Source organism: Bradyrhizobium erythrophlei (assembly GCF_900129425.1).
Lineage (GTDB): Bacteria > Pseudomonadota > Alphaproteobacteria > Rhizobiales > Xanthobacteraceae > Bradyrhizobium > Bradyrhizobium erythrophlei_C.
In genome coordinates, this window is the sequence record NZ_LT670817.1 from 4,541,131 (window position 1) to 4,567,126 (window position 25,996).

At 61.8% G+C, this 25,996-nt stretch carries 24 protein-coding genes; 5 read left to right on the top strand and 19 right to left on the bottom strand.

The window, feature by feature from the left end; translation table 11 throughout:
• Nucleotides 1–30: 30 nt before the first annotated feature.
• The 12 genes from B5527_RS21655 to eno form a co-directional block, all read right to left on the bottom strand.
• A complete protein-coding gene (locus tag B5527_RS21655) occupies nt 31–459 on the bottom strand; it encodes a hypothetical protein (protein ID WP_079603345.1) in 429 nt (142 codons plus the stop codon).
• 37 nt (nt 460–496) lie between these two features.
• Entirely contained in the window at nt 497–1,864 is a 1,368-nt protein-coding gene (locus B5527_RS21660; protein ID WP_079603346.1) for a pyruvate dehydrogenase complex dihydrolipoamide acetyltransferase, read from the bottom strand.
• 3 nt (nt 1,865–1,867) lie between these two features.
• Complete coding sequence (locus tag B5527_RS21665) at nt 1,868–2,173, bottom strand: DUF5076 domain-containing protein (RefSeq protein WP_079603347.1); 306 nt, start codon at nt 2,171–2,173, stop codon at nt 1,868–1,870.
• Nucleotides 2,174–2,176: 3 nt separating this feature from the next.
• Nucleotides 2,177–3,595 (bottom strand): pyruvate dehydrogenase complex E1 component subunit beta, encoded by a 1,419-nt coding sequence (locus B5527_RS21670; RefSeq protein WP_079603348.1) that lies wholly within the window; start codon nt 3,593–3,595, stop codon nt 2,177–2,179.
• An 87-nt stretch (nt 3,596–3,682) separates the two neighbouring features.
• Nucleotides 3,683–4,711: a pyruvate dehydrogenase (acetyl-transferring) E1 component subunit alpha gene (gene pdhA / locus B5527_RS21675; protein ID WP_079603349.1), complete on the bottom strand. Its 1,029-nt coding sequence runs from the start codon at nt 4,709–4,711 to the stop codon at nt 3,683–3,685.
• Between the two features lie 226 nt (nt 4,712–4,937).
• Entirely contained in the window at nt 4,938–5,255 is a 318-nt protein-coding gene (locus B5527_RS21680) for an FtsB family cell division protein (RefSeq protein ID WP_079603350.1), read from the bottom strand.
• A 67-nt stretch (nt 5,256–5,322) separates the two neighbouring features.
• Complete coding sequence (locus tag B5527_RS21685; protein ID WP_079603351.1) at nt 5,323–5,880, bottom strand: NADPH-dependent FMN reductase; 558 nt, start codon at nt 5,878–5,880, stop codon at nt 5,323–5,325.
• A gap of 1,406 nt (nt 5,881–7,286) precedes the next feature.
• Complete coding sequence (locus B5527_RS21695; RefSeq protein ID WP_079603353.1) at nt 7,287–8,285, bottom strand: MBL fold metallo-hydrolase; 999 nt, start codon at nt 8,283–8,285, stop codon at nt 7,287–7,289.
• Between the two features lie 98 nt (nt 8,286–8,383).
• Nucleotides 8,384–8,776: an MAPEG family protein gene (locus B5527_RS21700; RefSeq protein WP_079603354.1), complete on the bottom strand. Its 393-nt coding sequence runs from the start codon at nt 8,774–8,776 to the stop codon at nt 8,384–8,386.
• A gap of 94 nt (nt 8,777–8,870) precedes the next feature.
• On the bottom strand, nt 8,871–10,013 hold the full coding sequence (locus tag B5527_RS21705; RefSeq protein ID WP_079603355.1) for a zinc-binding dehydrogenase: 1,143 nt from the start codon (nt 10,011–10,013) through the stop codon (nt 8,871–8,873).
• 141 nt (nt 10,014–10,154) lie between these two features.
• Nucleotides 10,155–12,470 carry a glycoside hydrolase family 113 gene (locus B5527_RS21710; protein WP_079603356.1) on the bottom strand — a complete coding sequence of 772 codons (2,316 nt, stop codon included), beginning with the start codon at nt 12,468–12,470 and terminating at the stop codon, nt 10,155–10,157.
• A 269-nt stretch (nt 12,471–12,739) separates the two neighbouring features.
• Nucleotides 12,740–14,023 (bottom strand): phosphopyruvate hydratase, encoded by a 1,284-nt coding sequence (gene eno / locus B5527_RS21715; RefSeq protein WP_079603357.1) that lies wholly within the window; start codon nt 14,021–14,023, stop codon nt 12,740–12,742.
• A 135-nt stretch (nt 14,024–14,158) separates the two neighbouring features.
• Between eno and queF the strand changes: the two genes are divergently transcribed.
• Nucleotides 14,159–14,635, top strand: a complete 477-nt coding sequence (gene queF / locus B5527_RS21720) for a preQ(1) synthase (protein ID WP_079603358.1) — start codon at nt 14,159–14,161, stop codon at nt 14,633–14,635.
• On the opposite strand, the gene B5527_RS21725 is transcribed toward queF, so the two are convergent.
• The 7 genes from B5527_RS21725 to tpiA form a co-directional block, all read right to left on the bottom strand.
• On the bottom strand, nt 14,632–15,858 hold the full coding sequence (locus B5527_RS21725) for an MFS transporter (protein ID WP_079603359.1): 1,227 nt from the start codon (nt 15,856–15,858) through the stop codon (nt 14,632–14,634). The two genes, queF and B5527_RS21725, sit on opposite strands and share 4 nt — an antisense overlap.
• Nucleotides 15,858–16,721: a 3-deoxy-8-phosphooctulonate synthase gene (kdsA, locus tag B5527_RS21730; protein WP_079603360.1), complete on the bottom strand. Its 864-nt coding sequence runs from the start codon at nt 16,719–16,721 to the stop codon at nt 15,858–15,860. The genes B5527_RS21725 and kdsA overlap by 1 nt, the downstream gene beginning before the upstream one ends.
• A 48-nt stretch (nt 16,722–16,769) precedes the next feature.
• Nucleotides 16,770–17,645 (bottom strand): VOC family protein, encoded by an 876-nt coding sequence (locus B5527_RS21735; protein ID WP_079603361.1) that lies wholly within the window; start codon nt 17,643–17,645, stop codon nt 16,770–16,772.
• Between the two features lie 30 nt (nt 17,646–17,675).
• A complete protein-coding gene (locus tag B5527_RS21740) occupies nt 17,676–18,002 on the bottom strand; it encodes an NIPSNAP family protein (RefSeq protein ID WP_079607420.1) in 327 nt (108 codons plus the stop codon).
• A 158-nt stretch (nt 18,003–18,160) separates the two neighbouring features.
• Nucleotides 18,161–19,792 carry a CTP synthase gene (locus B5527_RS21745; RefSeq protein WP_079603362.1) on the bottom strand — a complete coding sequence of 544 codons (1,632 nt, stop codon included), beginning with the start codon at nt 19,790–19,792 and terminating at the stop codon, nt 18,161–18,163.
• A 166-nt stretch (nt 19,793–19,958) separates the two neighbouring features.
• On the bottom strand, nt 19,959–20,345 hold the full coding sequence (gene secG, locus B5527_RS21750) for a preprotein translocase subunit SecG (RefSeq protein ID WP_079603363.1): 387 nt from the start codon (nt 20,343–20,345) through the stop codon (nt 19,959–19,961).
• 127 nt (nt 20,346–20,472) lie between these two features.
• On the bottom strand, nt 20,473–21,231 hold the full coding sequence (gene tpiA / locus B5527_RS21755; protein ID WP_079603364.1) for a triose-phosphate isomerase: 759 nt from the start codon (nt 21,229–21,231) through the stop codon (nt 20,473–20,475).
• A gap of 251 nt (nt 21,232–21,482) precedes the next feature.
• Between tpiA and B5527_RS21760 the strand changes: the two genes are divergently transcribed.
• The 4 genes from B5527_RS21760 (at nt 21,483) to moaC (ending at nt 25,898) form a co-directional block, all read left to right on the top strand.
• Nucleotides 21,483–23,384, top strand: coding sequence for a peptidylprolyl isomerase (locus B5527_RS21760; protein WP_079603365.1), 1,902 nt, complete (start codon nt 21,483–21,485; stop codon nt 23,382–23,384).
• A 156-nt stretch (nt 23,385–23,540) separates the two neighbouring features.
• Nucleotides 23,541–24,554, top strand: a complete 1,014-nt coding sequence (trpD, locus tag B5527_RS21765) for an anthranilate phosphoribosyltransferase (RefSeq protein ID WP_079603366.1) — start codon at nt 23,541–23,543, stop codon at nt 24,552–24,554.
• Between the two features lie 15 nt (nt 24,555–24,569).
• Nucleotides 24,570–25,391 (top strand): indole-3-glycerol phosphate synthase TrpC, encoded by an 822-nt coding sequence (gene trpC, locus B5527_RS21770; protein WP_079603367.1) that lies wholly within the window; start codon nt 24,570–24,572, stop codon nt 25,389–25,391.
• Between the two features lie 3 nt (nt 25,392–25,394).
• Nucleotides 25,395–25,898, top strand: coding sequence for a cyclic pyranopterin monophosphate synthase MoaC (gene moaC / locus B5527_RS21775; RefSeq protein ID WP_079603368.1), 504 nt, complete (start codon nt 25,395–25,397; stop codon nt 25,896–25,898).
• Nucleotides 25,899–25,996 lie beyond the last annotated feature (98 nt).

The window sequence follows — 25,996 nt, forward strand, 5'->3', positions numbered from 1 at the left end:
GGCGTTGCGCATCGATCAATGGGGGGATGTTCATGCGGATACGGCTTCGGTGGGTGAACTCTGCCGCGACAAATATATATGCAGGACGAGCCATTGTACCAGCGCGACGATCCACAACGGCACAAACATCTGCACCATGCCGACGATCTCGCGTAGCCAGTTGATGCCGCGGACGCCGTTATCGACAAGGCCGAGAGCAACGATCAGAAATGGCACCAGAAACAAGATGTAGAGCGCACGCTTCAGGTGCCGCTGGCGATCGCTGCGCCGCAGCGCCAAACCATACATGAGCATGCTCAGGATGACATAGCCGACGATCAGCACCGCACGGAAGGCCTCGCCAAGGCCGCGGCCCGTGGCGTCATCCCAATCGGGCAGAACCGATACCGCGGCATAGGCAAGCAGGCCGGCAACGGCCGAGGCGACAATAGCCAGGATGAAGACTCCCGCGAGCCGCATGATTGCCCTTGTTGTCGATCAACGAACGAACGGAGTCTCACACCACCATCATGACCGGATTTTCGATTAGCAGCTTGAAGGCACCGATCAGTTCGGCCCCGAGCGCACCGTCGACCGCGCGGTGATCACAGGACAAGGTCACGCTCATCATCTGCGCCGCCTCGATCTTGCCGTGCTTGACGATCGCGCGCTCCTCAGCCGTGCCGACAGCGAGGATGGTGGCGTGCGGTGGGTTGATCACAGCGGTGAAATGATTGATGCCGTACATGCCGAGGTTAGACACAGCCGTGGTGCCGCCCTGATACTCCTCCGGCTTGAGCTTTCGCGCTCGGGCGCGCGCCGCAAAGTCCTTCATCTCGGCTGAGATCACCGAGACCGGCTTGGTCTCGGCCTTGCGGATAATCGGCGTGATCAGGCCGCCGGGCATCGCCACGGCGACGCCGACGTCGGAATTTTTGTGCCTGAGCATGCCGCCTTCGGTCCAGCTGACATTGGCGTTGGGTATCCGCTGCAGCGCCAGCGCCAGCGCCTTGATGACGAAATCGTTGACCGAGAGCTTGTAGGCCGGCTTGCCGTCCTTGTCCTTGGGCGCCGCGGCGTTGATCTCCTCGCGGGCCTCGACCAGCTTGCCGATGTTGCAGTCCATCGTCAGATAGAAATGCGGGATGGTTTGCACCGAGGCGGTGAGACGCTGTGCAATGGTGCGGCGCATGCCGTCGTGCGGGATGACCTCGTAGCTGCCCTCTTCGAACAGTGCGCGGATCTGCTGATCCGACATCGACGGCGCGATGGCCGGCGCGGCAGCGGGCGCAGCGGTCGGGGCTTTCAGTCCCTTGCCGGATCGGGCTTCCTCGACATCGCGTGCAATGACGCGGCCATGCGGACCGGAACCGTTGATGCGGGCGAGCTCGATGCCAGCTTCCTTGGCCAGGCGTCGGGCCAGCGGCGAGGAGAAAATGCGGCCGTGACCGTTAGATTGGGGCGCTGTTTCCCTGGATTGAAGCGGCGGGGCTGAGACGGGCGCCGACGCAGCAGTCTTTGCAGGTTCCTTGGCCGGGGCCGCGCTCTCTTTCGGCGCTTCCGCTTTGGTCTCCGCCTTCGCCTCGGCTTTGGCCTCGGCCTTTGGCTGCTGGGAAGCCGCCCCCGCCGCCTTGACGTCCTCGCCATCGCCCGCGAGCACCGCGATCACGTCGTTGACAGCGACATCCTGGGTGCCCTCGGGCACCACGATTTTCGCAATCGTGCCCTCGTCGACCGCCTCGACCTCCATGGTCGCCTTGTCGGTCTCGATTTCCGCGATCACGTCGCCGGACTTGACCTTGTCGCCCTCCTTCTTGAGCCACTTCGCAAGGTTGCCCTTTTCCATCGTCGGCGACAGCGCGGGCATCAGAATGTTGATTGGCATTTGTCAGTGACCTTGTTGCGACCGCGGCGTGGTGGTGCCCGGGTCGGTCGGCCGCGCGATTTCGGCTTCGAACATGTCGACGATGCGCGTCAACGCTTCGTCCTCGGTGAAGGCGCTCTCGCGCGCATACGCGCGCGCGGCATGGCGCGCGAGGTCAACCAGAAGCAGGCCCCACATATCCGGCTCCTCGAACGCGCGCGTGAACGCGATCGAAAGCCCGCCATCGACGATGAATGCGCGCAACACTTCCGTGGCATCATCACGACCGATGACATCCGGAGGCAATGGCTGTTCTTTGGGACCGGACATGGCTCACCGGTAGCAAACGGCTTTGGCGGCTTCGACCACCTCGGCCACCGAGGGCAATGCGAGCTTTTCGAGGTTGGCCGCGTAGGGCATCGGCACGTCCTTGCCCGACACCCGCATCACCGGCGCATCCAGATAGTCGAATGCGTGCTGCATCAGTCGCGCGGAGATTTCGGCGCCAACGCCGTTCTGCTGCCAGCCTTCCTCCACGGTGACGGCGCGGCCAGTCTTCTTGACCGAGGCGACGATGGTGTCGGTGTCCATCGGGCGCAGCGTGCGCAGATCGATCACCTCGGCCTCGATGCCTTCGTTGGCCAATTCGTCGGCGGCCTTCAAGGCGTAGGACATTCCATTCGACCACGAGACGATGGTGACATGGCCGCCTGCGCGGACGATCCGGGCTTTGCCGATCGGGATCACGTAGTCGTCGAGTTTTGGCACCTCGCCGGAATGGCCATACAGCATCTCGTTTTCAAGGAAGATCACCGGATTCGGATCGCGGATCGCGGCTTTCAGCAGGCCCTTGTAGTCGGCGGCCGAATACGGCGCGACCACCTTCAGGCCGGGAATTTGCGAGTACCAGGCCGAATAATCCTGGCTGTGCTGGGCGGCGACGCGGGCGGCGGCGCCGTTCGGCCCGCGGAACACGATCGAGCAGCCCATCTGTCCGCCGGACATGTAAAGCGTCTTGGCCGCGGAATTGATGATCTGGTCCATCGCCTGCATGGCGAAGTTGAATGTCATGAATTCGACGATCGGCTTCAAACCGGCCATCGCCGCGCCGATGCCGATACCAGCAAAACCATGCTCAGTAATCGGGGTATCGATGACGCGCCTGGCGCCGAATTCCTGCAGCAACCCTTGTGTGACCTTGTAGGCGCCCTGATATTCCGCGACCTCTTCGCCCATCACGAACACGTCGGGGTCGCGCCGCATCTCCTCGGCCATGGCATCGCGCAGCGCCTCGCGGATGGTCATCGTCACCACCTCGGTGCCTTCGGGCACTTCAGGATCGGGCTCGGCGACGGTTTTGGGCGCAGCAGGCGCCTTCTTTTCTTCTCCACCAGACTTGGTTTCGCTGGATGCGGGGGGTTCCGCCTTGGCTTCGACCGGCGGCGTGGACTCCGCGGCTTTCTCCTGTTTTGCGGGCGCTGCCGCCTTGCCGGCGTCGGCAGCACTTTCGCCGTCCGCAAGAATGGTCGCGATCGGCGTGTTGACCGCGACGTCGGCGGTGCCTTCGGGGATCAATATCTTGCCAAGGGTGCCCTCATCGGTGGCCTCGACTTCCATCGTCGCCTTGTCGGTTTCGATTTCGGCGATGACATCGCCCGACTTGATCGCCTCGCCCTCCTTCTTCAGCCATTTCGAAAGATTGCCTTTCTCCATGGTCGGCGACAGCGCGGGCATCAGCACTTGAATTGGCATGGTAGCTCCAGAAAGTCGGTCTTAAGGCTGCGCGCATTCCGATCGCAAAAAACGGTACCCGCTCTTTGCGGAATGCGTGCCCGCGCTTCAACGATAGACGTCAGTATAAAGTTCGGCCGGATCGGGTTCGGGGTCGTGCTGTGCAAAGTCGGCAGCGGCGTTGACGATCTCGCGCACCTCGGCGTCGATGGCCTTCAATTCCTGTTCGCTCATCTTGGCCGCGAGCAATCGGTTGCGAACTTGCTCGATCGGATCCTGATCGTGGCGAACCTTGTCGACTTCCTCGCGGGTTCGGTATTTCGCCGGGTCCGACATCGAATGGCCGCGGTAGCGGTAGGTCTGCATTTCCAGGATGTATGGGCCCTTGCCCTCGCGGCACCATGCGACGGCCTTTTCACCGGCAGCCTTCACGGCGCGGACGTCCATGCCGTCAACCTGCTCGCCCGGAATATTGAAGGAGATGCCGCGCTTGGAAAAATCGGTCTGCGCGGAGGAGCGCGTCACCGAGGTGCCCATCGCATAGCGGTTGTTCTCGATGACGTAGATCACCGGCAGCTTCCACAGCTCCGCCATGTTGAAGCTTTCGTAAACCTGCCCCTGATTCGAGGCACCATCGCCGAAATAAGCCAGGCTGACGAAATCGTTTCCTCGATAGCGATTGGCGAAGGCGAGCCCGGTACCGAGCGGGACCTGGGCGCCGACGATGCCGTGGCCGCCGAAGAAGTTCTTCTCCTTGCTGAACATGTGCATGGAGCCGCCCTTGCCCTTGGAATAGCCGCCATGGCGTCCGGTCAGTTCGGCCATCACGCCCTTGGCTTCCATGCCGGTGGCCAGCATATGCCCGTGGTCACGGTATCCGGTTATGACCTGATCGCCCTTTTTCAGGGCCATCTGCATGCCGACGACGATGGCTTCCTGGCCGATGTAGAGATGGCAGAAGCCGCCGATCGCACCCATGCCGTAGAGCTGGCCTGCTTTCTCTTCGAACCGCCGAATCAGCAGCATGTCGCGCAGCGCGCCGAGCTCCTGTTCCCTGGTGAATTCCAGGGGGGCGCGGGAGTCGTTTCCCGTTTCCTGGCCTGTTTCTTTAGCGGCGCTTTTCTTTGGTGCGGCCATGGCAATTCCGGATGAGAGGATGGTAGCCCTCTCTAACCCAACTCAAACCGCCATGAAAGGATTGCGTGACGCCGCGTAAATTTCCCTATGCCGCACTGCAATGCGGCGACATTTTCGAAATTGATTTCGCCCGTTTTTGAAATTTCAGCACGATCCGGAAAAGCGGGCGCCGGTTTTCCCGGACAGGCTCCTTCGCTCGGCCGGAGATCTGCTCTCTCAGGCGAAGTCAGTTCGGCGTGAGCGTCCGAACCAGATCGTGAGGATTGGCGTAGTCGAGCTGATAGCGCGCGCGCTCGTCGAGCATATCGGGGTCGACCCGGTCGGATCGGAGCAACGACACGCGTTGCTCGCCCTCAGCCCGCTCTCGCTTCAGCCGCGCCAATTCAGAGGTCAGCGCGATGATCTCCTGATCGAGCTCCTGCCGCGCATTCAGCCCATACTTGCCGGTATAGGCGTTGACGCCGAAATAGCCGACCATCGCCGCCGCCATCGCATAGAGGGCAAGCCCGGTGAGCAGGGATTTGAGTCGGCTGCGCGAGACCATGGCGGCAAGGATGCGACGGTCCGGTTAACGGAATCCTAAGGCCGACCCGTTCGGCGCCAAGCGCAGCCTATTTGCTGAACTTCTCGACGAAGGCCGCGTAGGCGTCGATATATTGCTTCAGCACCGCCTGCAGCGATTCCTTGATCAGTTCGCCCTTGTCGTCGAAGGCGTCGCCGACGCCATTCAGATAGATTTCCGGCTGCCCCAGGATCGGACCCGAAATGCCCGGCAAGATATTCTGCAGATGTTTGGCCGCGCTGACGCCGCCGAGCGGACCCGGCGAATTGCTGACAATGCCGGTCGGTTTGCCCAGGAACGAGCTTTTGCCGTAGGGGCGCGATCCGACGTCGATGGCGTTCTTCAACACGCCGGGGATCGAGCGATTGTATTCGGGCGTGACGAACAGCACGCCGTTGGACTTGTGCAGCTTTTCGCGGAATGCCACCCAATCGGCGGGCGGAGTTGCTTCCAGATCCTGATTGAAGAACGAAATGTCGTGAAGGGTGACGACGTCAAGTTTCAAGTTATCGGGTGCCAGCTTGGCCAGGGCCTTGGCGATTTTAAGCGTAAAACTCTCTTTGCGAAGGCTACCGACGATCGCGACAACATTGTGTAAGTGGGCCATGGGACTTCCTTTGATGGCGGATACTGGAACAGCGGCTGGCGACACCCTAGCCATCCCTCGAAACGATGCAAGTGCATGAACTGACGAAATTGCTGCCTGTTGGCCTGTTTCTCTATTATCCCGGCCACCGGCAAATAATGCCGAAGCTGCGAGCCTTCGTCGATCACGTGAAGAGCCGCTCCGGCGCTGCCAACAAGACCCCGATTCACATTGCTGACGGGCGTACTCGCAGCGTGAAAAGGCGCTGAGTTGGGGTGGCGCGGAAGCTCCGCGAAGCAATCCATAGCCGCACAGAAAGCTGGACCGCTTTGCTTCGCTCTCCCCCGAGAGGTCGTCATACTCCGCGAACGCGGAGTATCCAGTACGCTGCGGCTTATCGATTCCATCATTGGCGTCTCGGAGTACCCGATCGCCCGCCGGAGCCTGTCATCGGGCTCGCCGAAGGCGAGACCCGGTGGCGGGCGATGACGGTGGAGGGCGCGGCGCGCTCGCACCGCTTCACAAATGGTCGTCATACTCCGCGAAAGCGGAGTATCCAGTACGCCGCGGCTTATCGATTCAATCACTGGCGTCTCTGGAATACTGGATCACCCGCCTTCGCGGGTGATGACAGTGGAGAGTGTGGAACGTCATTGCGAGCGAAGCGAAGCAATCCATTGCCAGCAAGAAAGAAGGAGTGGATTGCTTCGCTACGCTCGCAATGACGGCGAATGCAGACACACATCCGCATTCTCGCGGCGCAGTGCGTCCGAGGTTTGCCAAAGACATCCGCCCTTTAGAATAGAGGGCGTGGGGAATGCCGGATGCCCGATGCACCCGCAGCCTCGTGTGCGCTATTGGTAGTAAGTATGCACACGAGTATTCACAGCGAGCCACCGGAATCACCCGGCATTCCCGCACGCGATGGTTTACGGCTTATACCGTGCTCTCCCCGGCGACCGGCTTTCTTGCCACCGTCGTTACGCGGATTAATCCGCAAACTTGACGCCAGCGTCGGGGCGTCAGGACCACACGTCTTCGCCGTCCGCCAGCTCAACTCAATGCGCTCGTCAGTCGCACCGCCAGCGTCCACCGCATCCCGCCCCGCGTTCGTGACGATCGCGAGCGCCCCTCTCATCGGAACGAGACGGCGAGAGATATACAGCTGATTTGCCTATTCTGAAAATCAGAAATTTTTTTCAGTATGGGGCTGGACAGGCGCACTACACCAAATCTAGCCCGTCGGGCGCGCTTTTTTTTGCAAAATGTCATCCGCCGGTTCAACCTGACGAATGCGCAGCCTTTTTCGCTCACGACGGGCAATGGCCTCGATGAAGAGAAACCTGCTCTCTAGACAAGTGAACAAGTCGAAACAGATCAGGCCGCCCCATGGGACGGCCTGCTTCGTCTGATCCCGGCGGCGGCAGTCAGATGACTGGATTCCAGGCGACCGGAACCAGCCGGTATTTCGCGCCGTCCTTCTCGACATGGCCGATGCACGGGAAAGTGAAGTGGAAGCCGACCACCGTCGCCTTCTCGGCCGACGCCATGTCGTAGAACTTGTGGCGGGTCGCCTGCGCCAGGTCTGGATCGGTATCGTAGACCACGTGCCAATCCGGATTGCGCAGGAAGAATTCCGGAATGTTGGTGACATCGGACTGGATCAGGATTTTCGAATTGCCCGACGCGATGGCAAAGGAGGTATGTCCGGGCGTGTGACCCGGCGTCGCGATCGAGGTGATGCCGGGGGCGACCTCCTTGCCCCAGTCGTACTTCGTCACCTTGGATTCGATGCCGGCAAAGGTCTTCTTCACATTGGCGAAATAATTCTTCATCATCTCATTGGTCTGCGCCTTGGCCGTATTCTCGTCGCTGGTCCAGAACGCCCAGTCGACCGAGGGCACCATGATCTCGGCATTCGGGAATGCCATCGAGCCGTCTGCGGCGCGGATACCGTTGGTGTGGTCGGGATGCAGATGAGACAGCAGCACGACGTCGATGCTCTTGGGATCGACGCCGGCGGCGGCAAGATTTTGCAAGGTGCGGCCAACCGCACCCTTGGTGGCTTCCAGGTTGGCCACGCCGTTACCGGTATCGATCAGGATCAGCTTGCTGCCGGTGTTGATGAGCTGCGGGTTGAACGGCACCGTTACCATGCCCTTGGGCATATAGGCCGCATCAGCCGCAGCAAGCGCCTGGTCCTTCGGGACATTGGTCACGAACGTATCGGGCAGCGGGAACGAGCGCGCACCGTCGTTGATCGAGGTGCATTCGTAATTGCCGACCTTGTAGCGATAGAACCCCGGCGCCTGCGCGCCCGCCGGCGCCACCGAGGCGCGCGCGGTCGGTGCTCCGAACGAGGTCAAGGCGGCTGCAGTACCGGCTGCGGCGCCGGCTAAAAGATGGCGGCGGTTCAAGTCAGTCATGGCGAATATTCCCCTGGTGTGTGATGCTTTTTTCGCGTGCGCGTTCGGTGCAAATGTTTCCCTCTGTCATGGACAGAACGCAACCTCTTTGATTGCAACTATTTGATCAGCTCCCAGAACAAGCCGACGATCGCCACATAGCCGAACGTGAAGATCAGCGTCCTCAGATAGGGGATACCAAGCAGGTACACAACGGCATGGGCCAGGCGCAGCCAGAAGAACGCTATCGCCCAGAACGCGGTGCTCGCATCGGCCTTGCCGGCCAGATGAACCGCGATCACCAGGGCTGCGAACGGCGCGAAGGTTTCGACCGCGTTGATGTAGGTCCGGTCGGCACGTTTGCCCCACAGCGGCAACGGCCGCGGCGCGGGGTCGACATAGTTTGGAGGCGCGAGAGGCCCATTGGTCATCACCTGGCAGACGACATAGGGAATCCACAGCGATGCCGTGAGAATTGTGGTAAAGGCGACGTACTTCAGGTCCGTCGACATTTAATGTCCCCCTCCTTAAAAAATGATTTTCAATAGCTCCTGTCGCTCGGGTCGGTCCTGCGCGGGCAGCCGGCCAATTGGCCGGCGCCGAACCTTACCCGCCCTTGTTCGGATTGATCAGATATTTCTCGCCGGTGGCGCGCTTGCCGTAAACGGCGATGTTCGAAAGCTGTAGCGCTTCCTGCAGCGACACCACTTGCGTGTAATGGCTGGCAAATGTCGTCTTTAGCTCGTCGACCACCCGCTGGCGGAGCTTTGCGCCTTCGGCGGGCGCTATCTTTTGCAGGAACGGAAACAGCAGCCAGCCGCCGACCCCCCACGCCATTCCGAACGCCCGGTTCAACTCGACCGGACGCGGGTCGAGGCTGCCATAGATATAGACCTGCTTGTGCACGCTCGATCCGTAGCGGCTGTAGACTTTTGCGGTTTTGTTGACCGCAATCTCCATGCAAGTGAGGATTTGACCAGCAAGTTTGCCGCCACCGATGGCATCGAACGCCAGCGTCGCACCGGTTTCGACCAACGCGCTCGTCAGATCTTCCATGAAGGCCGGCGTGGTGGAATCGACGACGTGTTTCGCCCCGATCTTGCGCAGGATATTGGCCTGCTCCGGGCTGCGCACGATATTGACGAGACCGATGCCGTCCTTGAGGCAGATCTTGTTGAGCATCTGCCCAAGGTTGGACGCGGCTGCCGTATGGACGAGCGCCTTATGGCCTTCGCGCCGCATGGTCTCGACCATGCCGAGCGCCGTCAGCGGATTGACGAAGCAGGATGCACCCTCGGCGGGCGTAATGCCCGCAGGCAGCGGTAGACATTCGCTCACTTTCAGGCAGCGATACTGCGCATACATTGCACCGCCGATCATGGCGACGGTCCTGCCCATCAGTGCCTTGGCTGAATCCGACGAGCCGGTCTTGACGACGACGCCGGCGCCCTCATTGCCGACCGGCATCGATTCATCGAGCCGCCCTGCCATCGCCTTCATCGCCGCTTCCGGCACATGGGCGGTAATCACCGGCGCGTCCTTGGTGCCGGACGCTTTGGCGGTGCTCATATCGGCGGCTCCGACCAACAGGCCCAAGTCCGAGGGGTTGATCGGCGAAGCCTCGACGCGGACCACGACTTCATCGGCTGATGGTTCGGGGATGGCGACTTCGGCCAATGATATCTCAAGTTCGCCGCTTTTCCTGATGAGCGAACGTAACTGAAGCCCGGTCTTGCTATCTGAACTCACGACATACCTCCCGTTTCGGCACTACCGAATTGGGTGGGAGTGTTCGCAGGTTACGGCGAGAAGGCAAGCCTCATTGTGCTTGATACGTAGCAGGCTCAGCCCGCGATCACGGCTTGGCGGTTTCGGGCGCCTCGCCGCGGGCTACACGATCAGCACGTCATGCGCGGTCAGCGGGGTCATGACACCGGCCAGCGTGATGGACGCATCGTGACCGAGGTCGATGACCGTATCATGACCGACGACTTGGACAGCGAGATGCGCAAAATCAACGGCCACGTTCGAGGCGAGCTGAAGAATGTCGTGGCCGGCGGCATCTCCGGACTTGAAATTATTGATGATGTCGTGCCCGGAGACCTGATTGAAGACGAAGGTGTCCCCACCTGCGCTGTTGATGACGTCGTTTGCCGTCGTCGAAGTCAATGTGACACCGGAGACATAGGCCGTCATGGTATGCGAACCATCGTTGTTGTCGAAAGTGGTCATGATCCTGTGTCCCGATGCGTCCGTCACGTCATGTCGCGCTGTATAGGCTTGACCCGTGATATCGTAAGTATCCACAGTCTTGATGCCGCTGGCGTCGACGGTCTGCTTCAGGAGCAGCGATCCGTCGGCGCGATAGTCTTCGATCAGCACGCTATGCCCCGATGAATCGTCGACTGTGTGCTGCGAGGTATAATCCTTGCCGACGATGTCGTAGCTGTAGATGTCGCGCGAACCGTCGGCATGCCGGAGCGTCTCGGTCGTCAGGGTATCGTCCGCAGCGTAGATGGATTGGACATAAGATCCATCCTTTTGCGTCACCGTTTCCTCGGTAACGTGGCCGGCGCTGTCATATTGGTCCAGCGTGCTGACCACGCCGGACTCGACGGTCTGCTTCAGGAGCATGGATCCATCCGCGCGATAGTCTTCGATCAGCACGCTGTGCCCCGATGAATCGTCGACAGTATGCTGCGAACTGTAGTCCTTGCCGACAATGCCGTAGCTATAGATGTCGCGCGAACCGTCGGCATGCGCGAGCGTTTCGGTGACGAGACTACCGTCCGCGGCATAGGTGGACTGGACATAGGATCCGTCCTTCTGCGTCACGGTTACCTCGATGGTGTGCCCGAGGCTGTCATACTGATCGACCGTCTTGATGCCACTGGCATCGACGGTCTGCTTCAGGATCAACGATCCGTCGGCGCGATAGTCTTCGATCGCTACGCTATGTCCCAATGAATCGCTGAGTGTATGCTGCGAGGTGTAGCCCTCGCCCACAATGCCATAGTTGTAGATGTCGCGCGAGCCGTCGGCGTGCCGGATGGTCTCGCTGGTTTCGAGGCCCGACGCATTGAAGGTAAATTGATCGAACGAACCGTCGACATAACTCGTTGCGAACTGCGTGAGATGACCGGCGACGTCGTAGTCGGCGCGGACGACCGAGCCGTCGCCGTTGACTACTTGCGTGAAGGCGAGACCGCCGGTCGCGGTCCCGTCGCCGTGGAAATATTGCGACACCACCGCCTCGGCCGGCTTTCCCATCACGGAATAGCCGGTGCTGGTATACTGGTTGTTGAGATCCCATTGCCAGAGTTCGACGCCTTGCATCCAGCTGCCGCCTTCCGCCGTCCAGACCTGAAAGAAAGCCTTGTAGGCGTCCGCCTGCGCTGCCGGATCGGGGGTGCCGTTAATGGTCCATGACCCCGGCTGGATCGCGGTGCCATCGATGCTGCGATAGCCCATCTCCGTCATCAGGACCGGCTTGCCGTATTGCTCCGACAGCGAATGGAGGAAATCGACCGGCGATTTGTGCTCGAACGCGGCCGCGTAATAGGGGTTGGTTGGCACCTCGTTCCAGGCGTTGACGAGGTCCTGCACGGTCGGCGTACTGCTGGTCGTCAGCGGCGGATAGGTATTCACGCCGATGGTGTCGAGTTCGTCCCAGAAGCTGACCTTGGACGCCTCATCGGTCGCGGCGGCATAGGTCAGTTCGCCGTGGTAGACTTGGCGAACGGCCGCGATCAGATCGGTCCAGTAGCCGCGATATTGCGGACCCGACAGGCTACTCATCTCGTTGCCGATGGCGAAGGTCTCCACGCCACCGGCCTGCGCGATGGTGGCGAGATGCACGATTTCGGCCTCGTAGGAAGCAAAAAAAGCGCTGACGTCGGTCGGCGCCATGCTGGAGGTCGGAGTTCCGTCCAGCGGGGAGATCGCGGCCTTAAAGACCACCGATAGCCCCGCGGCATGCGCGGCCTGAAAGCCTGCCAGCAGACTTGCGTCACTTTCGGTTTTGGCAGGGTCGGCGATGACGGTGTCGGTAGTTCCGCTCTGGGTCCAGATACGGGCCGTCAGCTCGATCGAATTCGAACCCAGCGCCGCAATTGTGTGAAATGCCTGATCGGCCGACGCGCTGGAGAATTGCCCGTTCCACTCCGACAACGCGCCGAAGCCCTGAACCTCGAAGATATTTGCCACACCTGATCTCCGTCCATGTCCGACGGAAATCGGTCCGTCTTTGTCTGACGGTCGTCCCGATGCATTACGTTCTTCTTAAGAGAGGATCTGTTGCGCGCGAAAATTTCAGAGTCGTCTCAAATCCGCAAAATGCGCGCACCAAAGTTGTTCCGTATTCGGAACACGCAACATATTCCAGGCGCAAACAAGCCGCGAATCCGATCGCGTTCCGACAACGCGAACGGCACTCCATCTTGAAGCGCCGACGCGTGATGAAACTGCCGTTTGCTTCAGGCCAGCGCCTTCAGCGCCGCCCTGCCCGCATATTTCGCCTGCGTGCCCAGTTCCTGCTCGATGCGCAGCAGTTGATTGTACTTGGCGGTACGGTCGGAGCGTGCCAGCGAGCCGGTTTTGATCTGGCCGCAATTGGTGGCCACCGCGAGATCGGCGATAGTGGAATCCTCGGTCTCGCCGGAGCGGTGCGACATCACCGCCGTATAGCCGGCCTTGTAGGCCATCTCGACCGCGCTCAGCGTCTCTGTCAGCGTGCCGATCTGGTTGACCTTGACCAGGATGGAGTTGGCGCGGCCATTCTTGATGCCGTCGGCGAGCCGGGTCACGTTGGTGACGAATAGATCGTCGCCGACCAGTTGGCATTTACTGCCGATGAGGTCGGTCAGTTCCTTCCAGCCGTCCATATCGTCTTCGGACATGCCGTCTTCGATCGAGACGATCGGATAACGGGACGCGAGATCGGAGAGATATTTCGCTTGTTCGGACCTCGATCGGGTCTTGTTCTCACCGCCATAGACGTAGGCGCCGTCCTTGAAGAATTCGGTGGCGGCGCAATCCAGCGCCAGCATGACGTCGCCGCCGGCCTTGTAGCCGGCCTTGCCGATCGCGGCCATGACGAACTCGAGCGCGGCATCTGCCGACGGCAGGTTGGGTGCAAAACCGCCTTCGTCGCCGACATTGGTATTGTGGCCGGCCTTCTTCAGTTCCGATCGCAGGGTGTGGAAGATTTCCGAGCCGCAGCGCAGCGCCTCGGCGAAAGTCGGCGCGCCGACCGGCATGATCATGAATTCCTGGAAATCGATCGGATTGTCGGCGTGCACGCCACCATTGATGATGTTCATCATCGGCACCGGCAGCGTCCGCGCCGAGGTGCCGCCGATATAGCGATACAGCGGCATATCAAAGGATTCCGCCGCGGCCTTGGCGCAAGCGAGCGAAACGCCGAGAATCGCATTGGCGCCGAGGCGGCCCTTGTTGGGCGTGCCGTCGAGATCGATCATGACCTGGTCGATCTGAACCTGCTGTTCGACCGCCATGTCGCTCAATGCGTCGAAGATTTCGCCGTTTACGGCGTCGACGGCCTTCAGCACCCCCTTGCCGAGGTAGCGCGCCTTGTCGCCGTCGCGCAGTTCGACCGCCTCATGGGCGCCGGTGGAGGCGCCCGAGGGCACCGCCGCGCGCCCGATCGAACCGTCTTCCAACACTACATCAACCTCAACCGTGGGATTGCCGCGGCTGTCGAGAATTTCGCGGCCGATGATGTCGACGATGGCGGTCATGGGTGCCTCTTTTGAAAATGCCGGGAATTTACTGGTTCGCGTTGCTTCTACAGTAACGCATCAGGGCGGAAAAGGCCGCGGCTTCGCGTGACGTTGATGTCACAATTGGCTAATAACGCGGCAGCGGAGATCATCATGTCGAAAACGCCTGCCAAAGCCTCGAAACCGAAAGTCCTGCAGCTCGGCCGCGCCGTGGAATGGCCCCATACGCCCGAAGAGGCTCAGATCGACCGGGTGCCTAATCCGCAGCGGGATACGAACTACGTGGTGCGATTCACCGCGCCGGAATTCACCTCGCTCTGCCCGGTGACCGGCCAGCCGGATTTTGCTCATCTCGTGATCGACTATGTGCCGGGGCAATGGCTGCTGGAATCGAAATCCCTGAAACTGTTTGTCGCGAGCTTCCGTAACCACGGGGCGTTCCATGAAGACTGCACGGTGGCGATCGGCAAAAGGATATCGGCGGAAATCAAGCCGAAATGGTTGCGCATCGGCGGTTACTGGTATCCGCGCGGCGGCATTCCGATCGACGTGTTCTGGCAGACCGGCAAATTGCCGAAAGGCATGTGGATCCCGGATCAGGGTGTCGCGCCGTACCGCGGGCGGGGCTAAGGTTGAACGTTTGGCAGCATTGCCGCGTCCTTGGCTCTCGTTGGCCGCAGCAGCCGCGCGCAAGCCAGACCGAGCGCGACCATCACGGCCGCAGCCGTCAGCAAGGTCGAAATCTTGCCGACATTCTGGATGCCAAACCCGTAGGCGATCGGACCTACGGTCTGGCCCATGAAAAAGAAGAAGGAGTGCAGCGACAGCGCAGTGGCGCGGGCTTCCACCGATAGTTCGCTGGCGAACACCTGCATGCATCCATGGATCATGTAAAAGCCCCAGCCCATGAACAGCAAGCTGAGGGTCTGGATTTTCCAGCCCGGCCCGAACGCGATGATAACGAGTTGCAGGCCGACCAGCGACGCGCCTGATATCATCATGCCGTTGACGCCAAGGCGCGGCAGGAACCGCGATACCGTCATGGTGTAGAACAAGCCGCCGACCGCAAAGCCCGCGATCGCGATCCCCGCGATCGTCAGGCTGGTTTCGCCGACATCGAACAGGAATGCCGCGAGATACGGAAACAATCCGAGCACGCAACAGCCTTCGATGAATACCGCGGCAAAGCAGAGCGCGTTCCGATTGGTGAAGATGGTGCGATAGCCGTGCCGGAGCATGCCGAGGTCCATCTTGACCGGCGTGCGCTTCAAGGCTTCGCCGCGGAAGCCCGATGTCACGGCAACCGACGCCACCACCGCCAGCGTGCCGAGCACGGCGAGCACGCCGCGCCAGCCTAGCAAATCGCCGATAATGCCCGACGCGGAGGCGCCGAGCAGATTGCCGGTCATGGAGCCCGCCAGCGTTCGTCCGATCGCGACTTGCCGCTTCTCGGGACCCACCAGATCGCTGGTCAAGCCCAGCGCGATCGGAAATACGCCGCCGGAGCCGATGCCGGCGAGAATCCGGGACGCAAACAGAAGCGAGAACGACGTCGACATCGCGCCGAGGACGTTGGCCAACCCAAGCAGCACCAGGCAACCGATCATCAACCGCGCCTTGCCGAACAGATCCGCGGCCGCGCCCAGCACCGGCTGCACGATCGCAAAGGTGAAGGCGAACACCGACGCGAACCCCGCTGCGGTGGCGATGCTGACGCGGAAATCGCTGGCGACATACGGCAGCACCGGATCGAGCGCGCGCGCCGACAGGCTCGCAGCGAAGGTCGCAAGCGCAATGATGTTGAGAGCCGGCGGCATGCGCTGCTGATGCGGCCGCAGTCCACCTTGCCGCATCAACGCGCTGCGTTCTTTTCGAGACTCTTGGCGAGCGCGTCGAACGCCATCAGCGTCCGCAGCAAACCTTCGAATTCGCGCAGCGGCACCATGTTGGGGCCGTCGGACGGCGCATGATCGGGATCGGGATGGGTTTCGATGAACACGCCGGCTACACCCACCGCGACCGCGGCCCGCGCCAGCACGGGAACAAATTCGCGCTCGCCGCCGGACGAAGTGCCCTTGCCGCCCGGCTGCTGCACCGAATGGGTGGCGTCGAATACGACCGGCGCGCCGGTGGTGCGCGCCAGGATCGGCAGTGCCCGCATGTCCGACACCAGCGTGTTGTAGCCGAACGAGGCGCCACGCTCGGTGACCAGCACATTTGGATTGCCGGCGCCGGTGATCTTGGCGACGACATTGGCCATGTCCCACGGCGCCAGAAACTGGCCCTTCTTGACGTTGACGACCTTGCCGGTCGCAGCCGCCGCCAGCAGCAGGTCAGTCTGCCGGCACAGGAACGCCGGGATCTGCAGCACGTCGACCGCCTGCGCCACCTCGGCGCATTGCGAGACCTCATGGACGTCCGTGAGAACCGGCAAGCCCAGTGACGAGCGAATCTCGGCAAAGATCGGCAGCGCCTGAGCCAGGCCGATGCCGCGCGCTGCGGACACGCTGGTGCGATTGGCCTTGTCGAAGGAGGTCTTGTAGACGAGGCCAATCCTGAGCCGTTCCGCGATCTCCTTCAGCGCGGAGGCGACTTCGAGCGCGTGCGCGCGGCTTTCGAGCTGGCACGGACCGGCGATGATCGAAATCGGCAAATCATTGCCGAATTTGACCGATCCGGCGGCAGTGACGGGCGCAGCTGAAATGTTGGCGTTCAAGGCATTGTCCTTTTCCCGGCACGACCATGCCGGGCAGCGTCGACCGGATCAACCCTGTTTGGGGGGCTCGAATATCAGGGTTGCGCCATGGGCGAAATCCGGCGGGATGACGAGGCGTCCGGCATGCCGTTGCGAGGCAATTTCGTTCTGCCGATGCAGAGCTTCGACCGGCGCGATGTCTGCGACCTCGAAGCGCAGCGCAGGGAGCGTCATCCCCTCGCCTGCTACCTCGGGCGAAATGCCGAACTGGCCGCGAAACGCGACCTGCTCCATGATTTCGATGTCGCCGTTTTCCGTGCGCGCCTTGACACCGATCGAGCTCGAATTCAGGTCGGTGACGCCGGTAAACGCCTTCAGAAAGATATGATGATCGGCGGGATTGTCGGCGACCATGACCGCGCCGGGCACGGCTTTGGTGCCGTTGGCGTGGGTCTGGAAGGCCGGGTCCCAGAAATTTTCCGGGAAATGATGCTGGCACACTGCAAAGCGCAAATTCGGCGATGCCGGGTCTGAGGCAAAAGCCAGCGAGAACGCGAGCTTGACCGGCGTGCCGTCCGGCTTTGTCCCTTCGCGGCCGAAATCGAACACCTTGAAGCCGCCGATGCCGGCCGCCTCGAACGAACGTGCGTCGTCGGCCGCGTTGCTGCTGTTGAGGATCAGCATCGAGAATCCCTCGCGGTGAGCGAGAAAATCCTGGTTGAAGGCGCCGAACGAAAACGAGCGCGCGCCGTGCGGCACGATCTTCTCGGGTTCGGCGACTTCAAGAATTTCGATGTAGCAACGCTTCAACTGCACAATGCGGTTGTGGGTGCCCCATGCATGGCGGTTGCGCGCGCCGATGGTGAAGCCGGCGCGGCGATAGAATTCCGCCGCCGCGTCGAGATCGCGGACGGCGTGCACGATATGGTCAAGACCGTGAGGCATCGGGCGAGACCGGAGCCATCCAACTGCCGTTCACTTCACCGATGAGAATGAAGTCGGCACCAGCAGCTGATTGACGATGTTGCCGACGATCTGGCCGTCCTCCTCGGTTTTTGCGCGCGCCGAGATCCAGTCGGGATCGCTCTGGAATGCGTTCCATTTCTTTTCGCGCTCGGCCAGCGACTCCCAGGCCAGCATATAGGTCAGTTCCTGATTGGATTCGCCGACCAGGGTGGTGAAGAAGCCGGCCTGCCGGATACCGTGCTTTTCCCACAGTTTCAGTGTGATGGTCTCAAAGCGCTTCATCAGCGCCGGCAGACGGCCCGGCAGACAGCGATAGACGCGGGTTTCGTAAATCATGATTTCCTCCATTTTCTTGCGCGGCGTTTATAGCGGCTGGCTGGGGAATTGTCTTGGCCGGATCAAGCACGCCCTGCGGCGTGAAGCGCATGACTAACCGTCATCGTCATCGCGGAGGGCAACGACAGACTCACAACGATCAAGGCCGGCCAGCAGTTCTATACCAGCCGGCTCTGCACCACCGCCGCCTGCACGAACGACGCGAACAGCGGATGCGGTTCAAACGGACGTGATTTCAGTTCGGGATGGAATTGCACCCCGATGAACCAGGGATGGTCCTCGTATTCGACGATCTCCGGCAGCACGCCATCGGGTGACAGGCCCGAAAAACGCAGGCCGTGCTGCTCGAGCCGGTCCTTGTAGGCGGTATTGACCTCATAGCGGTGGCGGTGGCGCTCCGAAATCTCGGTGGCGCCGCGATACACCTCCGACACCCGGCTGCCGCGCTTGAGCACCGCGGGATAGGCGCCAAGGCGCATGGTGCCGCCGAGATCTCCGGCCTTTGTTCGTTTCTCCAGCTCATTGCCGCGCAACCATTCCGTCATCAGGCCAACCAGCGGTTCCCGTGTCGGCCCAAACTCGGTGGAATTCGCCTCCTCGATGCCGACCAGATTGCGTGCGGCCTCGATCACCGCCATCTGCATCCCGAAGCAGATGCCGAAATAGGGCACGTTCCGCTCGCGGGCGAACTGTGCCGCACGGATCTTGCCTTCCGCGCCGCGCTGGCCGAAGCCGCCGGGGACCAGGATGCCGTTGACGTGTTCGAGGAACGGCGCGGGATCCTCGTTCTCGAATACCTCGCTCTCGATCCAGTCGAGATTGACCTTCACCTTGTTGGCGATGCCGCCATGCGACAACGCCTCGATCAGCGATTTGTAGGCGTCCTTCATGCCGGTGTATTTTCCGACGATGGCGATGGTCACCGCGCCCTCGGGATTGTGCACCCGCTCGTTAATGACGTGCCAGCTTTGCAACGCCGGTGGCACTTTCGGCACGACGCCGAATGCCGCGAGCACCTCGTCGTCGAGCCCGGCGGCGTGATAGGCCTCGGGCACCGCGTAGATGTTGTCGACGTCGCGCGCCTCGATGACGGCGCTTTCGCGCACATTGCAAAACAGGCCGAGCTTGCGTCGTTCCTCCTTCGGGATTGGCCGGTCGGTGCGGCACAACAGGATATCCGGCTGGATGCCGATCGAGCGCAACTCCTTGACCGAGTGCTGGGTCGGCTTTGTCTTTAGTTCGCCCGCACTGGGGATGAAGGGCAATAACGTCAGATGAATATAGATGGCATGATCGCGCGGCAGATCGTTCTTGATCTGCCGGATCGCCTCGAAGAACGGCAGGCCCTCGATGTCTCCGACGGTGCCGCCGATTTCGCACAACACGAAGTCGAACTCGTCGTTGCTGTCGAGGATGAAATCCTTGATCGCATTGGTGACGTGCGGGATCACCTGGATGGTGGCGCCGAGATAATCGCCGCGCCGCTCCTTGGTGAGAATGTCCTGGTAGATGCGACCGGTGGTGATGTTGTCGGCCTTGGTGGCGGGACGCCCCGTGAAGCGCTCATAGTGACCGAGGTCGAGATCGGTCTCGGCGCCATCGTCGGTCACGAACACTTCGCCGTGCTGGTATGGCGACATCGTTCCGGGGTCAAGATTGAGATAGGGGTCGAGCTTGCGAAGCCGAACCTTGTAGCCCCGCGCCTGCAGCAGGGCACCGAGCGCCGCTGAAGCCAGACCTTTTCCGAGCGAGGAAACCACGCCGCCGGTGATGAAGATATACCGCGCCATGGGGCTTAACCTTTAAGGCTGCCGGCGCGATTCGCCAAAACGAATCGCAAGCCGCAACAAACATTTTGCCAGGCTGTGGGTGGCCTGAAATTTAAAGTATTATCAGTGCGTTGATGGGGGGTTCTGATGCAAGGCGGTAGCTGCCGTCTTGCATGGCCACCCTGCTTTATTGCGAACGCGGCGCTTGCGGGCCCGATGGGGCCGGCTGGTTCTGCTGCTGCTCGTCGGACTTCTTCAGCGAGTCAAGCAGGCCACCGCTGGTCGGCGGAGCAACCGGCGTTGCCCCATTTGCCGGCTGCGACTGCGTGGCCGGAATGATCGAACTCGGCTTGCGGTCGTAGCTCGCAAGCCAGGACAGGAACAGGCTGGTCGCGAAGAAGCCGACCGCGAGCACGGCCGTCGTGCGTGTCAGCAGATTGGCGGTGCCGCGGCTCGACATGAACCCGGCGCCGCCGCCGACGCCCAGGCCGCCGCCTTCGGATTTCTGCAGCAATACGGTTGCGATCAGCGTCGCAACGATCATCAGGTGGACTACGATAATGACAGTCTGCATCTCTACCTTCCGTCACAATCCCAAAACACGGGCGTCCGGCTGCACATGGGGCTTGCGGGGTTTGAAGTGGCGCGGTGTTACACGATCGGACGGGGCATTGTCACCCCCGGGATCAGCTTGCCGTTAGTTAGGAACAATTCCCCGCAATCGCAAGGAAATCGGCCGCTTTCAGGCTGGCGCCCCCGACCAGCGCGCCATTGACGTTGGCGACCGCCATCAATTCAGCGGCGTTCGAGGGTTTTACCGAGCCGCCATAGAGGATGCGGGTTTTAGCGCCCTCGGCCCTAAATCGCGCGACCAGGAGTTCACGGATAAACGCATGAATTTGCTCGACATCGGCGACCGTCGGGGTCAGGCCGGTGCCGATCGCCCACACCGGCTCATAGGCCACCACCAGATTGTCGGCCTTGGCCCGATCCGGCAGGGACAACTTGAGCTGTCCGGCGCAAATATCGAGGGTTTGCCCGGCATCGCGCTGGTGCTGGGTCTCGCCGATGCAGACGATCGCGGTCAGCCCGGCGCGCCACACCGCTTCGGCCTTCTGGCGAACCAGCACGTCGCTCTCGCCGTGATCGGCACGCCGCTCGGAGTGGCCGACAATGATGGCGCTGGCGCCGGCATCCGCCAGCATTTCGGCCGAAATATCGCCGGTATGGGCGCCGGACGGCTTGGGGTGGCAATCCTGGGCGCCGATCGCGAGAATCTTGGAGCCGCGCGCCTTCTCGCCGAAGGCGGCAATCAGGGTCGCCGGCGGGCAAACCAGCAGGTCGGCTCTGCCAGCAACCGCAGGCGCCCCGGCAAGCATGGCCTCGAATTCGGCCGTGGAGGACCTGAGGCCGTTCATTTTCCAGTTGCCGGCGATCAGCGGCCGGATGGTGTTGGTCATGGCAGGCTTCCCATGAAGATTGGCTCAATCATGCGCTAGCAGAGCACGGCGCCCAGTGCCAGATACCGCCCGCGCAATCGTCACGCCGCTAACCGCTTCACTTCGCCCCACCTGCGGACCTCGCTGGCTCGCCCCGCCAAGGTTGCGACAAGGCGGCTGCCACTTTATGATGCTTTATCAACTCGGTGACGCCCTTTTGCGGTATCCGCCCTAGGCGCGACCCGGTTCCCTCCTGCAAACAAGTTGGACCCATGCTTCGAGGAATGCGCAAAGCCTCATCAAACTGGCTCGGCAAGACCATAATGGCCGTAGTGATGGGCGTGCTGATCATCAGTTTCGGCGTCTGGGGCATTGCTGACATCTTCCGGGGTTTCGGACAGTCGACGCTCGCCAAGGTCGGCCATACCGAAATTTCGACCGAACAATTCCGCCAGCTCTATACCGACCGGCTGCAGCAGATCGGCCGCCAGTTCGGCCGTCCGCTGACGATGGATCAGGCACGTGCCTTCGGCATCGACCGGCAGGTGCTGCAGCAAACCATTGCCGAGGCCGCGCTTGACGAGGAAGCCCGACGGCTGGGGCTAGGACAATCCGACGCCGAGACCATGCGCTTGATCTTCAGCGACCCCAATTTCAAGGGAACCAACGGCGCATTCGATCCGGCCCGCTTCGAGGCCACGATCCGGCAGGCTGGCTTCACCGAACAACGCTATATCGCTGACCAGCGCCGGGTATCGCTGCGGCGTCAGATCGCCGGCACGATCTCCGCCGGTCTCGAACCGCCTAAAGTCATGATCGAGGCGCTGAGCCGCTACCAGAACGAGCAGCGCTCGATCGACTATGTCAAACTTGACGCCGCGCAGGCCGGAACCATCGATCCGCCGTCGCCGGAGACGCTGGCCGGCTATTTCGACGATCACAAGATTCAGTTCCGCGCGCCCGAATATCGCAAAATAGCATTTGTCGCGATTACCCCGGAAGACATCGGCAAATGGTCAGAGGTGTCCGACGAGGACGCCAAGAAACTGTTCGAGCAGCGCCGCGACAAGCTTGGCACGCCGGAGAAGCGCGAGGTGTCGCAAATCGTGTTTCCGAACGCCGAAGAAGCCTTGGCGGCGCGCAATCGGATCACATCCGGAACGTCATTCGACGACATCGCGAAAGAGCGCGGCCTCAACGCTTCCGACGTCGACCTCGGCGTGATCACGAAATCCGAGATCATCGACCCCGCGATCGCGGAGGCGGCCTTTACGCTGCCGTCAGGCGATGTGAGCCAGCCGGTGCAGGGCCGGTTCGGCTCCGTCCTGGTCAAGATCGGCAAGATAGAGCCCGGTGTCGAACCCGCATATGAGAGCTTCGCCGCGAACCTGAAGAAAGAGATCGCGATCGAACGCGCGCGGAAATCGGTCGCCGATCTGCGCGACAAGATGGAAGACGAACGCGGCGGTGGCGCAAGCGTCATTGAGGCCGCACAGAAACTGGGGCTCACGGCCGTCACCGTCGACGCGGTCGATCGCTCCGGCCGCCTGCCTAACGGCCAACTCGCAACCAACATTCCCCGCGGCCTCGATGTCGTGTCGCAGGCATTCAACAGCGATGTCGGCGTCGACAACGATGCGATCTCGTTCAACGGCGGCTATGTCTGGTACGACGTTCTGGGCATCACCCCGTCGCGCGAACGCAGCCTCGATGAGGTCAAGGACCAGGTCGAGGCAAAATGGCGTGACGACCAGATTACGAGCCGGCTGCGGACCAAGGCGACCGAAATGGTTCAGAAGCTCGATCAGGGCGGCAACCTTGCGGACGAGGCTAAGGCTGCCGGATTGAAGGTCGAAACCGCCGCCGGATTCAGGCGCGATGCCTCGTTGCCCGGCGTGCCGGCCAGCGCGATCGCGGCGGCCTTCCGCACCGTCAAGGATGGCTCCGGACAAACCCCCGGCGCCGGTGCCGGCGAATGGATCGTGTTCCGGGTGACCGACGTCACCGTGCCGCCGGTCGACCTTGCCTCGGACGACATCAAGAAACTGAAAGAGAGCCTTCGGAGCTCAATGACCGATGAGCAGATCGGGCAATACGTCACGAAACTGGAAACGGAAATCGGCACATCAATCAATCAGGCCGCCTTCGCGCAGGTGACCGGCGCGAATAACTGAGCATGATTGGAAATGAAGGTCGGCGGCCCCTTGCGGAATTCCCCTCGTCCTGCGGAGCAGCCTCTTGGCCGCGTCACGAAAGATGTGACATCCTCGTGGTTCGAGGCGGCGCAAGTGTGCCTCCTCACCACCAAGCCCCGATTTTGAAAGCACGTGATGGACGATCTCAAATCAATCATCGGAAAAGTCGCCACCGGCGCGACACTGTCGCGCGACGAGGCGGCATCCGCCTTTGACAGCATGATGTCCGGCGACGCCACGCCCTCGCAGATGGGCGGATTTCTCATGGCGCTACGCGTGCGCGGCGAAACCGTCGATGAGATCACCGGTGCGGTAGCCGCGGTCCGGGCCAAAATGCTGCGTGTGACGGCTCCCGCCGGGGCCGTCGACGTAGTCGGCACTGGCGGCGACGGCTCCGGCTCGGTCAATGTCTCGACCTGCGCCTCGTTCATCGTCGCGGGCACTGGCGTCCCCGTCGCCAAGCATGGCAATCGCGCGCTTTCGTCGCGCTCCGGCGCCGCCGACGTGCTGTCTTCGCTCGGAGTGAGGATCGACATCACGCCCGAACATGTCGGCCGCTGCGTCGCCGAGGCCGGAATCGGCTTCATGTTCGCGCCCTCGCACCATCCCGCCTGGAAAAACGTCGGTCCGACCCGGGTCGAACTGGCGACCCGCACGATCTTCAATCTCCTGGGGCCGCTGGCCAATCCGGCCGGCGTCAAGCGGCAAATGATCGGCGTTTTCTCCCGGCAATGGGTGCAGCCGTTGGCGCAGGTGCTGAAGAATCTCGACGCCGAATCGGTCTGGGTGGTGCACGGCTCGGACGGCCTCGATGAGATCACCCTCACCGGCCCGACCTTCGTAGCGGCACTCGATAACGGCAATATTCGCACCTTCGAGGTAACGCCGGAGGAAGCCGGCCTGAAGCGCGTCCGCGGCGAGGCGCTGAAGGGCGGCGATGCCGACGCCAACGCGATCGCGCTGCGCAGCGTGCTGGATGGGATGCCGAGCCCTTTTCGGGACGTTGCCTTGCTGAACGCCGCGGCGGCGCTGATTGTGGCCGGCCGCGCGAAAAACTTGAAAGAAGGTGTTGATCTCGGCACCCGATCGCTCGACAGCGGTGCGGCGGCCGCGCGGCTGAAGCATCTGATCGCGGTCTCCAACGGCTGACCCGAGAGGCCTGTCATGTCCGACATTCTGACCAAGATCGAGGCCTACAAGCGCGCGGAGATCGCCGCCGCCAAACGCGCCCATCCGCTGGCCAGCGTCGAGGCGCTGGCCAAGGCCGCGCCGGCACCGCGCGGGTTTATCCGCGCAATCCGCGAAAAGCTTGCCCGTGGCGAATATGCGCTGATTGCCGAAGTGAAGAAGGCTTCGCCGTCCAAAGGTCTGATCCGCGCCGACTTCGACCCGCCTGATCTTGCCCGCGCTTACGAAGCCGGCGGTGCGGCGTGTCTCTCGGTACTGACCGATACGCCGTCGTTTCAGGGTCATCTCGATTTCATGGTGGCGGCACGCGCCGCCACGGCATTGCCGGTACTGCGCAAGGATTTCATGTACGACACCTATCAGGTCGCCGAGGCCCGCGCCCACGGCGCCGACTGCATCCTGATCATCATGGCGGCGCTCGACGATGGCGCAGCCCGGGATATCGAGGACGCTGCGCTCGCGCATGGCATGGACGTCCTGATCGAAATCCATGAACGCGCCGAACTGGATCGCGCCTTAAAACTTCGCTCCCCCATGATCGGCGTCAACAACCGCAACTTGCGGACTTTCGAGACCACCCTTGCGACCAGCGAGGCGCTGGCGCCGCTGATCCCCGGGGATCGCCTGATGGTCGGCGAAAGCGGCATCTTTGCAGCCCCCGATCTCGCGCGGCTTGCGCGTGTCGGCATGTCGACATTCCTGGTCGGCGAAAGCCTGATGCGGCAGCCCGATGTGACGGCGGCGACCCGCGCGCTGCTGGCGCGAAACGGTGCCGTCACCACAACCGGGACACGCTAACGCATGGCGCGCAAACCCTCAAAGGTAAGTTCCGCCCTCACCCATATCGACGCCAAGGGTGAAGCGCGGATGGTCGACGTGTCGGCCAAGCCCGCCACCGAACGCATCGCGATCGCGGAAGGCCGCGTCGTCATGAGCAAGGCGACGCTCGAGTTGATCGTCTCAGGCAATGCCAAAAAGGGCGACGTGCTGGGCACCGCCCGCCTCGCCGGCATCATGGCGGCCAAGCATACGTCGGATCTGATACCGCTGTGCCATCCTTTGGCGCTGTCGAAAGTCACGGTCGATATTGTCACGGATAAAAAGCTGCCCGGCTGCATTGTCCGTGCCGCCGTCAAGGTCACCGGCCCGACCGGCGTCGAGATGGAAGCGCTGACCGCGGTGTCGGTTGCGTGCCTCACGATCTATGACATGATCAAGGCAGTGGAGCGCGGCGTCCGGATCGAAGGCATTCATTTGATTGAGAAAATGGGTGGCAAGTCGGGACACTATCGGGCCGGGGATTGAACTGATTGAGGGGGGACAGGAGTCTCATTGTCACGCCGGTGTGAGCAGCAGGGCGCGGAGTGAGTTCCGGTCTGCGGTGTTGATCTTGCGTCGCCCTC